Annotated in this window: 10 protein-coding genes; all 10 read left to right on the forward strand. The window is 40.0% G+C overall.

The annotated features are described in order from the left end of the window. The first annotated feature begins 683 nt into the window (after positions 1 to 683). The 10 genes from IPU53_RS05585 to gatB all read left to right on the forward strand — a co-directional run bounded on the left by IPU53_RS05585 (position 684) and on the right by gatB (position 14,211). Positions 684 to 2,426 carry an adenine deaminase C-terminal domain-containing protein gene (locus IPU53_RS05585; RefSeq protein WP_207448724.1) on the forward strand — a complete coding sequence of 581 codons (1,743 nt, stop codon included), beginning with the start codon at positions 684 to 686 and terminating at the stop codon, positions 2,424 to 2,426. A gap of 44 nt (positions 2,427 to 2,470) precedes the next feature. Next, positions 2,471 to 3,505: a DUF3048 domain-containing protein gene (locus IPU53_RS05590; protein ID WP_207448726.1), complete on the forward strand. Its 1,035-nt coding sequence runs from the start codon at positions 2,471 to 2,473 to the stop codon at positions 3,503 to 3,505. A 319-nt stretch (positions 3,506 to 3,824) separates the two neighbouring features. Further along, positions 3,825 to 4,121: a YerC/YecD family TrpR-related protein gene (locus IPU53_RS05595; RefSeq protein WP_207448728.1), complete on the forward strand. Its 297-nt coding sequence runs from the start codon at positions 3,825 to 3,827 to the stop codon at positions 4,119 to 4,121. 194 nt (positions 4,122 to 4,315) lie between these two features. Continuing rightward, positions 4,316 to 4,999, forward strand: a complete 684-nt coding sequence (locus tag IPU53_RS05600) for a heptaprenylglyceryl phosphate synthase (protein ID WP_207448730.1) — start codon at positions 4,316 to 4,318, stop codon at positions 4,997 to 4,999. A gap of 60 nt (positions 5,000 to 5,059) precedes the next feature. Then, the gene (pcrA, locus tag IPU53_RS05605) at positions 5,060 to 7,273 is read left to right on the forward strand and encodes a DNA helicase PcrA (RefSeq protein WP_207448732.1); all 2,214 of its coding nucleotides are present in this window, start codon (positions 5,060 to 5,062) and stop codon (positions 7,271 to 7,273) included. 325 nt (positions 7,274 to 7,598) lie between these two features. Beyond that, a complete protein-coding gene (gene ligA / locus IPU53_RS05610; RefSeq protein WP_207449146.1) occupies positions 7,599 to 9,605 on the forward strand; it encodes an NAD-dependent DNA ligase LigA in 2,007 nt (668 codons plus the stop codon). 53 nt (positions 9,606 to 9,658) lie between these two features. Beyond that, positions 9,659 to 10,822: a CamS family sex pheromone protein gene (locus IPU53_RS05615; protein WP_207448734.1), complete on the forward strand. Its 1,164-nt coding sequence runs from the start codon at positions 9,659 to 9,661 to the stop codon at positions 10,820 to 10,822. Positions 10,823 to 11,018: 196 nt separating this feature from the next. After that, positions 11,019 to 11,309: an Asp-tRNA(Asn)/Glu-tRNA(Gln) amidotransferase subunit GatC gene (gene gatC / locus IPU53_RS05620; RefSeq protein WP_207448736.1), complete on the forward strand. Its 291-nt coding sequence runs from the start codon at positions 11,019 to 11,021 to the stop codon at positions 11,307 to 11,309. 16 nt (positions 11,310 to 11,325) lie between these two features. Further along, positions 11,326 to 12,771 (forward strand): Asp-tRNA(Asn)/Glu-tRNA(Gln) amidotransferase subunit GatA, encoded by a 1,446-nt coding sequence (gatA, locus tag IPU53_RS05625; protein ID WP_207448738.1) that lies wholly within the window; start codon positions 11,326 to 11,328, stop codon positions 12,769 to 12,771. Between the two features lie 12 nt (positions 12,772 to 12,783). Next, a complete protein-coding gene (gene gatB / locus IPU53_RS05630; protein ID WP_207448740.1) occupies positions 12,784 to 14,211 on the forward strand; it encodes an Asp-tRNA(Asn)/Glu-tRNA(Gln) amidotransferase subunit GatB in 1,428 nt (475 codons plus the stop codon). Positions 14,212 to 14,321: the final 110 nt, after the last annotated feature.

The following is a 14,321-nucleotide window of genomic DNA, read 5'->3' on the forward strand; positions in this document are numbered from 1 at the left end:
GCAGCGCCCAGCGACTAGCAAACTTTCAGCTTCTGCTTGCGTAAGTCAACATCGGCTCATGCTCCGCCGTGTATCCTTTATCTCGTCAAAAGCTTAAAAAGTTTGTACGTCGCTAAACGGGCGCTTGCGCTTTTGTTCTACTTATAGAATTTCAAGGGTAGATCCGCCGAATTACCAAGAGCTTACTGGAAATCTAGGCTTTATTGAAATTTCGGTATTCGTCTTCAAAAAAGGCACAAATGTCAAATATAAGAGGATATTAAGGGATTACTTCCGTAAAATCGGTAAACAATGTACTTATGACAGAAAGCATGCGAATAGATTGAAAAGCCCTAAAAAAGGCAAATAAAGCAGGGGTAACCACTTTGTTACAACTGTTTTACCATTCTATTACAATTCATGAAAATGTGCGATTGAGGGATAGTTCCTAACGTCTTAAAAGGGTATAGTGTGTTAGAATGACATTAAAAGGATGTTCAAAAAGTCCGGTAAAAATGACACTTCGAATTTCTTCGTTGGCTTGTTTCTCTGCTGTTTGAAACTGCGCCGCCTCGAACTTTCGACGTACAGGATGTACTAGTGTCGGCGTTGCTGACAGGACGTCAGCAACGCCGAATTAGTCCTTTTTATCCTCCTTTTGAACACGCATTTTTAAGAAAGACGATTTGGATGGGAGGATTAGGATGTTAGAACAGAGATTTAGATGGAAAAATAAGCAAATTCGCGAACAAATATCTGTTTTAGATGGTAAAGTATCTCCTTCAATTTTGCTAAAAAATGCCCGTTTTTTACATTCAACTTTACATGAATGGGTAGTTGCCAGTATATGGATTTTACATGATCGCATTGTTTATGTTGGAAAAGAAATACCAAAGCAGCTAAAGGATTGCGAAGTAGTGGATTGTTCTGAATGGACGTTGGTCCCCGGCTATATAGAGCCCCATGTTCATCCGTCCCAATTATATAACCCGCACACTTTATCTCGCTTTGCTGCGCAAACAGGTACAACGACACTAATTAATGATAATCTTCTTTTTTTCTTGCACTTAAGTAAAAAGAAAGCGTTTTCCTTAATAGAGCAATTGAATGAATCCCCTATTACGATGTACTGGTGGGGGCGCTATGATGCGCAAACAGCAATGGGAGAAGAGGAGCGAGTTTTCACAAATAGGGAGGTGAAAGCCTGGCTTGAACATAAGGCTGTTGTTCAAGGGGGCGAATTAACAGGCTGGCCTAAACTGCTTGATGGTGATGATCTAATGCTTTATTGGATTCAGGAGACGAAACGACTTGGAAAAAAGGTGGAAGGTCATTTCCCAGGTGCCTCAGAGAAAACATTGGCGAAAATGAAGCTGTTTGGGGTAGATGGTGATCATGAAGCAATGACAGGTGAAGAGATATATGAACGCTTGCTCCACGGCTATGCGGTATCACTTCGTCATTCGTCGATCCGTCCTGATTTGCCTGTACTATTGCAAGATATGCAACGTCTTGGGCTCACTCAATATAATTCTCTTATGATGACGACAGATGGAGCAACCCCTGCCTTTTACAAGCAAGGGATGGCGGATTATCTTATTCGGCTGGCAATAGAGAATGGTGTCCCTATTATAGACGCGTATCATATGGTTTCCTATAATATTGCTCGCTATTTTAATCTTGCCTCTGAGCATGGGCAAATTGCAACAGGGAGAGTAGCGAATATTAATTTCCTTACTAATGAACACGACCCAACGCCTCACTCTGTTTTAGCAAAAGGACAATGGGTGCGAAAAGAGGGGAAAGAGATCCCTTTTGATGATCATATCCATTGGTCGCTATATGATTTAGACCCGCTTCAGTTAGATTGGGATCTTAAGCGAGACGATTTGCAGTTTTCCATGCCTTTTGGTATAGAGATGGTGAACGATGTGATTACGAAACCATACACCACTCGTATTGATTTAGCGATTGACCCATTACCCAAGAACCAAGATGAAAGTTATTTGATGCTGGTAGATCGCAAGGGAAAATGGCGTATTAATACAATGATCAAAGGCTTTGCCAAATCGCTTTCTGGTTTTGTCTCTTCTTTTTCTTCTACAGGTGATATCATTGTAATAGGAAAAAGAAAAGAAGATATGTTATTGGCATTTAAAAGAATGAAAGAGATTGGTGGAGGCATTGTATTAACAGAAGAAGGAAAGGTTATTTTTGAAATGAAACTTTCTCTTGCTGGATTAATGTCAGATTTACAATTGGAGGATCTAGCACAAGAAACGGAAACATTAAAGGATCTCTTAGTGAAGAGAGGGTATCCATTTACAGATCCGGTTTATTCTTTGTTATTCTTTTCGGCCACTCACTTGCCGTATATCCGTGTTACTCAAAGTGGATTATACGATGTGATGAACAAAAAGGTACTCTTTCCGACATTAATGCGTTAAAATAGTAGATGTAAAAATCGTTATAGATATAGGAGTTGGAATTTTTGTTTTCAAAGAAGAAAAGAACTTGTATACTTTTGCTCGTGATAACTCTTGTCTTGGCGGCATGTGGGAATGCTGAAAAGGATGAGCAGCAGACGGCTCCAGAAACAGAAGATCCAACTCCTGAAGCAGAAAAGGATCAATCACCATTTCTTTCTCCGCTTACCGGTCTGCCGGTAGAAGAAGCGACAGATCAAAGAGCGATTGCTGTTACGATGAACAATCAGCCAGAAGCACGACCACAAAGTGGGCTATCTCAAGTAGATATTGTATATGAATTATTAGCAGAAGGATCGATCACACGATTGTTAGCGATTTTCCAAAGTGAATTACCGGAGCGAATAGGACCTGTTCGGAGTTCTCGTGATTATTTTATTGATATTGCTGAAGGATTCCAGAGCCTTTATATCGCACATGGTTATAGTCCAAGTGCTAAAAAAAGGTTGTTATCTGGTGAAATTGATCAGTTGAATGGTATTCAATACGATGGTACGTTATTTGAGCGGTCTACTGATCGCCAAGCTCCTCATAATTCATATATTTCGCAAGAAAGCATCGCAAAAGGGGCTGAAGATGAAGGGTACGATTTGGATACTCCACCAGCACCATTAGATTTTTTTACGGATAAAGAAGTTGGGAGCCTTCAAGGAGAACAAGTGGGACCTATACAGGTTGCTTATAGTCAAGATGATCTATTTATCTCCAACTATGAATATGATCAAGAAAATGAAAAATATTTACGGACCTCTAACGGGGAACAAACGATTGATGCGGAAACAAACAATCCGATTGTATTAGATAATGTGGTTGTGATGGAAACCGAACATCAAGCAATGGATTCAGAAGGAAGACGGGCAATTGATTTGACATCTGGAGGGAAAGCTTTATTGTTTCAAAAAGGGTTGGTTAGAGAAATAGAATGGAAAGATCTTGATGGCCGCCCTGTACCATATGAGGATGGACTTCCTGCTAAGCTAGTACCAGGCAGAACTTGGATCAATATTGTACCAAGCCTCGAGATTGTTTCTTACTCATAAAGTGAAGCTTCAATCAGTGGACCCTTCATTCCCCAGTGATTGAAGAAGATGAAGGGTAAAATTCGCGGCGGCCTGTTGGCGGGCTCAAGGCACGACATCCTGTCGTTTCGCCTGCACTAGTACATCCTGTACCGTCGCAACGCCTTTGTAACCAACTTCCTGTTGGTATGAACGAATCGGGCTTTTACTGACTGTTGATCCCCCACTTTTAATTCCAGTTTTCCCACGAATTCTTAAAAGTGGAGACCATACAGCTAATTAATGCATGGATAACTAGATCGATGAAAAAAGCGTGTGTTTAAAAGGAGAATACAAACGTATGCAAATTGAAAAATTAAGAGGAAAAGAATTAGATCAACTATTTGATGCGATCCTCACTCTGAAAGATCGGGAGGAATGTTATCGATTCTTTGATGATTTATGTACGATTAATGAAATACAATCCTTATCGCAACGACTTGAAGTAGCAAGAATGCTAAGGGAAGGCAAAACCTATCATAAAATTGAGTCAGAGACAGGAGCAAGCACAGCTACTATTTCAAGGGTAAAACGCTGTTTGAACTTTGGGAATGATACGTATGAAATGGTGCTTGATCGAGTAGAAGAAGAAAAATAAAGCGAGATTGTCCTCAGTGGGAACTCTTTCCCCCGCTAGGATATTTTCATATTCTTGTTAGACTTGGGTACAGCGAGATGATGCCGTACCCTTTTTATATTTTCATTTATAAAATTTCCCCCATCTACTTTAGTCTCCCTATCCCTAAATGCTATAATGATAGATGTTGAATAGAAATGGAGGACCTAATCAATATGTGCGATGTGAAAGAATGGCGTCATGCCTTTAAACTTGATCCTGCTAAGTCGATTTCAGATAAAGACTTGGAAAAAATTTGTGAATCAGGAACGGACGCCATTATCGTTGGTGGTACGGATCATGTAACATTGGAAAATGTGTTACAACTGATGTCTAGGATCAGAAGATATACGGTGCCATGTGTATTAGAAGTAAGTAATCTTGAATCACTTACACCAGGATTTGATTTATATTTTATTCCATCCGTTTTAAATACAGCAGAAATCCAGTGGTTTTCAGGCCTTCATCATAAAGCGGTTAAAGAATATGGAGAGATAATGGACTGGGATGAAGTCCTAGTGGAAGGCTATTGTATTTTAAATTCCGATTGCAAGGTGGCCGAACTAACAAAGGCGGCTACCTCATTAGATGATGATGATGTCATTGCATATGCGAGAATGGCTGAGAAAATGTTTCAAATGCCGATCTTTTATATGGAATATAGTGGGGATTATGGTGACCCGGCATTGGTGGAAAAAGTAAGTGACCAATTGTCAAATACCATTCTATTTTATGGTGGCGGTATTCAAACAGTCCAACAAGCAAAAGAAATGAAGCAATTTGCTGATTGTATCATCGTTGGTAATATTGTATATGAAAATGTAAAAGAAGCGTTGAAAACAGTTCATGTGCTTCCGTGACTTTTGTCTAATATCAAGGTATAATAGAACAAATGTTTTCTGGTTAGGGAGGTAGTAGAGTTGCAAATTTCGGGTATACGTCTCTTGGAAGGATTGAACCCTGAACAAAAAGAAGCGGTCAAAACGACAGAAGGCCCTTTGCTCATTATGGCAGGAGCAGGAAGTGGAAAAACAAGGGTTCTTACACATCGGGTAGCCTATTTAATGGTTGAAAAACAGGTGAATCCTTATAATATTCTTGCGATTACATTCACCAATAAGGCCGCGCGGGAAATGAAGGAACGGATTGGAAACATTATGGGAGGCTCTGCAGAAGCTGTTTGGATCTCTACATTTCACTCCATGTGTGTGCGCATTTTACGTCGTGATATTGATCGTCTAGGCTATAATCGTAATTTCACTATTCTAGATTCAACAGATCAACTCTCTGTGGTAAAAAATGTTATCAAAGATTTAAACATTGATCCAAAGAAATTTGATCCAAGAGCTATACTTGGTGCGATTAGCAGTGCGAAAAATGAGTTAGTAACAACGAAAGAATATGAAAAAACAGCAGCTGGTTTTTATGCTCAAACCGTCAGCAAGATATACACAGAGTATCAAAGGAGATTACGTCGCAATAATGCATTAGATTTTGATGATTTAATTATGGTCACAATTCAATTGTTTGAACGCGTGCCCGAAATATTGGAATTTTATCAAAGGAAATTCCAATATATTCATGTGGATGAATATCAAGATACGAACCGTGCCCAATATATCCTTGTCAAAAGTCTTGCCGCACGCTTGAAAAATATTTGTGTCGTGGGTGACTCGGATCAGTCGATATATAGATGGCGTGGAGCGGATATCGCCAATATTCTATCCTTCGAAAAAGATTATCCCAATGCAAAAGTTATCCTTCTTGAACAAAATTATCGTTCTACAAAGTTTATTCTTAATGCAGCGAACGATGTCATTCAAAATAACCCTAGTCGCAAACCCAAAAATCTATGGACCGAAAACAAAGAAGGGCAAAAGATTCACTATTATCGGGCAGACAGTGAACAAACAGAAGCTCAATATGTTGCGGGGAAAATTAAGGAATTAAGTGCAAAAGGGCAAAGGAAACTTTCTGATTTTGTGATTCTTTATCGGACAAATGCACAATCACGTGCAATGGAGGAAGTATTTTTAAAATCTAATATTGAATATAAGATTGTCGGCGGTACAAAATTCTATGATCGTAAGGAAATTAAAGACTTACTTGCCTATCTAAGATTAATCGCAAATCCAGATGATGATATTAGCTTGCAACGCATTATCAATGTCCCAAAACGTGGAATTGGGGCAACCTCTTTAGATAGAATCGCCGCATATGCAAGAGAACGGGACCTTTCTATGTATCAAGCATTAGCAGAGGTTGATTTTATTGGTTTAACCGGGAAAGCCGCGAATGCAGCCGCTGAATTTTATCTATTAATTCGCAATTACGTCGGAATGCAAGAGTATCTGCCTGTAACAGAGCTAGTAGAAGAAGTAATTGAGAATACAGGATACAGAGATATGCTAAAGGCGGAAAAGTCTATAGAAGCAGAAAGTAGACTAGAAAATATTGAGGAGTTCCTCTCTGTTACGAAAAACTTCGAAGCTGGGAGTGAAGATAAAAGTTTAGTGGCCTTTCTTACGGATTTAGCACTTGTTGCTGACATTGATCGTCTTGATGAGGACGGAGTACCAGAAGAAGGGGTTACACTGATGACCTTGCATTCAGCCAAAGGTCTTGAGTTTCCAGTTGTCTTTTTAATTGGGATGGAAGAGGGCGTTTTTCCACATAATCGTTCCTTGATGGAAGAAGCTGAGATGGAGGAAGAAAGAAGAATCGCTTATGTAGGGATTACACGTGCAGAAGAAGAATTATACTTAACAAATGCGCAAATGAGAACTCTATATGGTCGAACGAATATGAATCCTGTTTCTCGATTTATTGCGGAAATCCCTGCCGACCTTCTGGAAAATGTCAATGAACAGGAAAAAGAGAAAAGAGCGAACTTGGATCGTCAGGTATTCAATCGGGAACAAAGAAAGCCTGTAACAAGACCAATGGCGGCAACTGCAAATTCCAATGATTCCGGATGGAAGGTTGGGGACAAGGCAGAGCATAAAAAATGGGGAATCGGAACCGTTGTGAGTGTCAAAGGGGATGCGGATAATGCGGAACTGGATATTGCCTTTCCAAGTCCAGTGGGGATTAAACGACTGCTTGCTCAGTTTGCCCCCATCCAAAAAGTCTAGGTCAACAGGAAGTTGATCAAACGACGAAGACATGCGAATGGAGGCCCGCGCGATGTGGGGCAGAACGGTGTTGTGACGTATAGGATGTGCGAGTGCAGGCAAAGCGATAGGACGTCGTCACTTGAGCTTGGCGCCAGGACGGCGCGTCCTTAATCGTTCAACCTTAAACAGCCGTTCCTTCCTTGTTCATCCTTTAATCTGTTAAATTGACGTTTGCTCTTTTGTTGTTGAGGCATAATATGAAGACGATAGCTCAGCTTCTATCTTTAAAATATGGAGCAAGACAATGAAAAGTATTGGTTATGGTGGAAAGGTTGATGTGAGGATGAATCAAGAAATTATAGAACAAGTGAAAGAACTTCACCAATTACTAAATAAATATGGATACGAGTACCACGTACTAGATAATCCCTCTGTTCCTGATGCTGAATATGACAGGCTTCTATTACAGCTACAGGAATTAGAAGAAAAATATCCCGAAATAATTACACCGGATTCACCTACACAACGGGTTGGGGGGGCTGCATTATCCCAATTTGAAAAGGTTCGTCATCAAACCCCAATGTTAAGTTTGGCGAATGCTTTTTCTGAAGAAGCTCTTCGCGATTTTGACCGTAGAGTCCGACAAGGCATCGGGGATGACTTTTCATATGTATGTGAATTGAAAATTGATGGATTAGCAGTCTCTTTGCGTTATGAAGATGGTCTTCTTGTTCAAGGATCGACAAGAGGAGATGGGACAGTTGGAGAGGATATAACAGCTAATTTAAAAACCATTCGCTCTATCCCCTTAAGATTAAACGAGCCTTATTCGCTTGAAGTGCGTGGTGAAGCTTATATGCCGAAAAATTCCTTCCTAAAGTTAAATAAGCGAAGAGAAGAGGAAGGACAAATGGTCTTTGCGAATCCTCGTAATGCAGCCGCCGGTTCCCTAAGACAGCTAGATCCGCGAATTGCTGCTTCCCGTAATCTTGATATTTTTCTTTATGGAATTGGCGATTTTGGGACAACAGGTGTCACTTCTCATAACGCTGGTTTAAACTTGCTTGAAACACTAGGCTTAAAAGTAAATAGGGAAAGAAAACAATGTGATTCCATCGAGGAAGTGCTCACATATATTGAAAAATGGACAAATGATCGTTCTCAATTGGACTATGACATAGACGGCATCGTCGTTAAGGTTGATTTACTCGAACAACAAGAACAACTAGGGCAAACAGCTAAAACGCCTCGTTGGGCGATTGCTTTCAAGTTCCCAGCTGAAGAAGTTGTGACAAAATTAACGGAGATTGAACTTAGTGTTGGTAGAACCGGTGTCATTACACCAACGGCCATTCTAGAGGCTGTTCAAGTTGCAGGAACAACGGTACAAAGAGCCTCTCTCCATAATGAAGACTTAATTAAAGAAAAAGACATTCGAATTGGTGACTGGGTTGTGATTAGAAAAGCTGGCGATATTATTCCAGAAGTCGTACATGCTTTGACAGAGAGAAGAAGTGGGTCAGAGTTGCCATTTCAAATGCCTGAACATTGTCCGGAATGTAATAGTGAACTAGTCCGATTAGAAAGTGAGGTCGCACTACGCTGTCTAAACCCGAAATGTCCTGCGCAAAGAAGGGAAGGTCTAATTCATTTTGTCTCTCGGAATGCGATGAATATCGATGGTTTAGGCGAAAAAGTCATTAGCCAGCTTTTTGCTCTTGACCTAGTGAAGGATCCCGCAGACCTTTATTCCTTAACAAAGGAGCAGTTCCTTGCAATGGAACGTATGGGGGAGAAATCAAGCACCAACTTAATTCAGTCGATTGAGAACTCCAAATCCAACTCATTAGAAAAATTATTATTTGGCTTAGGCATTCGACACGTTGGCGCAAAGGCAGCAGCCACACTTGCGGAACATTTTGAAACAATGGACCAATTGGCAATTGCCACAGAAGAAGAATTATTACAAGTGGATGAAGTTGGAGGAAAAATGGCTGATGCGATTATCAACTTCTTTCAAAATCAAGAAGTGGAACAATTAATCGCAAAATTGAAACAAGCTCATGTTAATATGACATACCTTGGTCAAAAAAGAAGTGAAACTGCCGATAAAGATTCTTATTTTTATGATAAAATAATAGTCTTAACAGGTAAAATGGAGCAGTTAACTAGAAATGAGGCCAAAGAAAAAGTTGAATCATTAGGTGGAAAAGTAACTGGAAGTGTCAGCAAAAAAACCGATTTAGTGATTGCTGGTGAAGAAGCTGGCTCTAAATTAATGAAAGCAAAAGAACTTGGCATCGAAACATGGGATGAGCAAAGGTTTCTGGAGGAACTACAGATACAGTGATTTAATGATCAAACAGGCGCTTGCGCATTTTTTATTAAAAGGTGGAAAATCCTATGAAAAAGTGGTTTATTAGCAGTATTGTTATCCTTTTGTTGAGTGGCTGTGCCCCGCAAATAACGAAAGAAAATGAAGTCGTTCAAGAAAAGGATGAGAAAAAAGAGACATCGATTATCCCTAATTATCAAATATCTGATTCACTCTATCGTACGATGATTCCTTTTAAACCGAGTAAGACAAGAGGGATGGTTGTCGATCGATTAAACTCGACATATGACATTCATGAGTTTGAAACAGGGTTAATGCGTGTAGCCAATGAAAACTTTTCGACCGATACTTACTTTTTTCAAGAGGGGCAGAAATTAGATCAAGAAACGGTTCGGGGTTGGTTGAATCGAAAATATACAAAGGGACAATTAAAAGAATTAAAACTAGATGCCGAGGAGAACATCGGACTTAATCCGGTCAATGATGAGAAAGGCTCCGTCGAAGAGCAAAATGAAAAAAATCCAATTTATTTAGCCCATATCCTTGAACATGATTATTTGGTGAAAGATGGAGATACCGTAAAACTAGGCGGTATGGTCATTGGTCTTGCCATGAATTCTGTCCATTATTATCAAAAAGAAGAATATGGCGCGACTTTTGAACAGCCTATCGAACACTCTAAGCTTGAAGCAGAAGGCAAAAAAATAGCAGACGAAGTTCTTAATCGTCTCCGTTCCATGGAAGGGTTGGGAAATATCCCGATTACGATTGCTTTGTTTGAACAAAGCAGCAAAAATGCCGTAGTTCCAGGAAGCTTTTTTACCTATTCTCATGCAGAAAAAGGTAGTGCATCTTTAGGAGATTGGAAAGCGATTGATGAGAAACACTATCTATTTCCGTCATCGGAAGCTGAGGAGGATCATCGGGAAGACGTTGCTTACTTTATGAGATTTAAAGACGATATTGAGGAATTTTTCCCGAATTATAACGGGCTAATCGGACGGGCTTTTTATAAAGATGATCAATTTGTTAATTTAGAAATTGATATTCCTATTCAATTGTATGGTGAAGCAGAGATCATTGGCTTTACTCAATGGGCGACTTCCTTAGTAATGGATCATTTTCCCGATTATTTTAATGTCGATGTCAATATTTCCTCAGTGAACGGAGCAGAAGCATTAATCTCTAAAAAATCAGGTGATAAAGAGCCATTTGTCCATATTTATAAATAGTTGATCCAAACTAATGGAAGAATTTACAATACGTCAGTGAAAAGATCTCGCTTAGCTTGCTTGTTAGGAAGATTATTTGATATTATCAATAGTATTGTAGGTCACGTTTATGAGCTTCGCATGACAACTTAGATCAGTGGGGGGAGCTCCCCTGATTGAAGTTTCACTTTATTTTATTATTCGGAGGTGTAAAAGGATGTCGGAAATTTCTAAAGAACAAGTTCTTCATGTTGCTCATTTAGCTCGACTGGAAATGAGTGAAAAAGAAGCGGAAAATTTTTCAGATCAGCTTGCTGATATTATTGCAATGGCAGATACATTAAATGAACTGAACACAGACAATATTGAGCCAACTTCCCATGTTTTTGCTCAGAAAAATGTGATGCGTGATGATAAGAAAGTCGAAGGGCTGCCACTGGATCAAGTGATGAAAAACGTACCAGATCAAGAGGATGGACAAATAAAGGTACCATCTATTATCGATTAAGGAAGGGGGAAACAATATGTCATTATTCGATCATTCTATTAAAGAATTACATGAACGATTACATAAAAAAGAAATAACTGCTTCTGATCTTGTGGATCAATCTATTAAGAGAATCCATGAGGTTGACGGTCAAGTTAAAGCATTCTTAACAGTAGATGAGGAGAATGCGCGAAAGCAAGCGAAAGCGCTTGATGGTCAAGTAGGTGATTCCATCCTTGCTGGGATACCTGCTGGAATTAAAGATAATATTGTCACAAAAGACCTTAGAACAACTTGTGCTAGTAAAATACTTGAAAATTTTGACCCGATCTATGATGCGACAGTTATGGAGAAATTGAATGAGGCGCAGACGATTACGATTGGAAAAGTGAACATGGATGAATTTGCCATGGGAGCGACAACTGAAACATCCGCTTTTCAAATAACAAAAAATCCATGGAATCTTGATTTTGTGCCGGGGGGATCTTCCGGTGGTTCGGCCGCTGCAGTAGCAGCTGGACAAGTGCCGTTTGCACTAGGTTCTGATACAGGTGGATCGATTCGTCAACCAGCTTCTTTCTGTGGAGTTGTTGGGATGAAACCTACATATGGCCGTGTTTCGCGTTATGGATTGGTTGCTTTTGCCTCTTCCCTTGATCAAATCGGACCGATTACAAGAAATGTTGAAGATAACGCGTATGTACTTCAAGCGATTGCTGGTGTGGATGCACATGATTCCACAACAGTTGATAAAACTGTAGCTAATTATACAGAAGGACTCACTCAGGATATAAAGGGTTTAAAAATTGCCGTTCCAAAAGAATATCTAGGCGAAGGAATTGGCGAAGCATCTCGTGAAGCGGTTCTTTCCGCATTAAAAGTATTGGAAGGTCTAGGGGCTAAGTGGGAAGAAGTATCACTTCCTCATTCTAAATATGGGGTTTCTTCCTATTTCTTACTTGCCTCCTCTGAAGCATCTGCCAATCTTGCGCGCTTTGATGGGGTCCGCTATGGGTATCGGACGCCAAATGCAGATAACCTAATGGAATTATATAAGAAAAGTCGTTCTGAAGGATTTGGTGATGAGGTAAAACGACGGATTATGCTTGGAACATATGCTCTTAGCTCCGGTTTTTACGATGCTTATTATAAAAAGGCGCAACAAGCAAGAACACTAATTAAGCAAGACTTTGATAATATTTTTGAAAAATATGATGTAGTGATTGGCCCGACGACGCCTACTCCAGCTTATAAAATTGGTGAAATGTTGGATGATTTGGTGACCATGTATGCGCGAGATCTTTTAACAATCCCTGTTAACCTTGCTGGTCTACCCGGCATCTCAGTGCCGTGTGGCTTTACAGAAGGGTTACCACTTGGATTGCAAATTATCGGAAAACACTTTGATGAACAAACGATTTATCGTGTGGCTCATGCATTTGAACAATCAACAGATTTCCATAAACACAAACCACAATTGTAAGGGGGGAAAATCATGAATTTTGAAACAGTAATCGGACTTGAAGTCCACGTAGAATTAAAAACAGAATCAAAAATCTTTTCACCTAGTCCTAATCAATTTGGGTCAAAGCCTAATACAAATACGTCTGTCATCGATTTAGGTTATCCAGGTGTGTTACCAGTACTGAATAAACGTGCGGTTGATTATGGAATGAGAGCAGCGATGGCTCTAAACTGTGAAATTGCAACAGAGACTAAATTTGACCGGAAAAATTACTTCTATCCTGATAACCCGAAGGCGTATCAAATCTCGCAATTTGATAAACCAATTGGGGAGCATGGTTGGATTGAGATCGAAGTAGACGGCTATAAAAAGAAAATCGGGATTACACGTGTCCATCTTGAGGAAGACGCTGGTAAACTAACCCATGCGAAAGATGGATCACTTGTCGACTTGAATCGTGCGGGTACGCCTTTGATCGAAATTGTATCTGAACCCGATATCCGTACTCCTGCGGAAGCCTATGCGTATTTAGAAAAATTAAGATCGATTGTTCAATTTACAGGCGTTTCCGATTGTCGTATGGAAGAAGGATCGCTTCGCTGTGATGCCAATATCTCGTTGCGACCGATTGGTCAAGAGAAATTTGGAACAAAGACAGAATTGAAAAATTTGAACTCTTTTAACTTTGTGCGCAAAGGTCTAGAGTTTGAAGAAAAGCGTCAAGAAAAGGTTCTCCTTTCAGGTGGAGAAATTTTACAAGAAACTCGTCGCTTCGATGAAAGCACGGGTGAAACCATCCTTATGCGTGTAAAAGAAGGCGCAGATGATTACCGTTATTTCCCTGAACCTGACCTTGTACAATTATATATCGATGAGGAATGGAAAGAGCGTGTCCGCACGGAAATCCCTGAATTACCTGATGCCCGTAAAAAGCGTTATGTAGAGCAACTAGGCTTACCTGCTTACGACGCAATGGTTTTAACATTGACGAAAGAAATGTCTGATTTTTTTGAGGAAGTTTTAAAAGCGGGGGCAGATGCAAAATTAGCTTCAAACTGGTTAATGGGTGAAGTCTCTGCTTATCTCAATGCAGAACAAAAAGAATTGCATGATACTGCGTTAACTCCAGAAGGGTTAGCGGGTATGATTACACTGATTCAAGATGGAACGATATCCTCGAAGATCGCGAAAAAAGTGTTCCGTGAGCTGATTGAAAATGGTGGAGATCCTGAAAAGATCGTTAAAGAGAAAGGGTTAGTCCAAATTTCGGATGAAAGTGCACTCCTACCGATCATCACAGGAATTTTAGATGCCAATCCTCAATCGATTGAAGACTTTAAAAACGGTAAAGGCCGTGCCCTTGGTTTCCTCGTTGGTCAAGTCATGAAAGAAACAAAAGGACAAGCCAACCCACCAATGGTCAATAAATTGCTAAAGCAAGAAATTGAGAAAAGATAAGCATCTACAGGTGTAAGCTGATTCGAACCAGCTTACACCTTTATTTTCCATGACTTACCTTCAGACGGCCCGATAAGGAGCAAAGTTGGCCCGATTTTAAGAGCTTACCG

Source organism: Bacillus sp. SD088 (genome assembly GCF_017355205.1).
GTDB lineage: Bacteria > Bacillota > Bacilli > Bacillales > Bacillaceae_C > Lederbergia.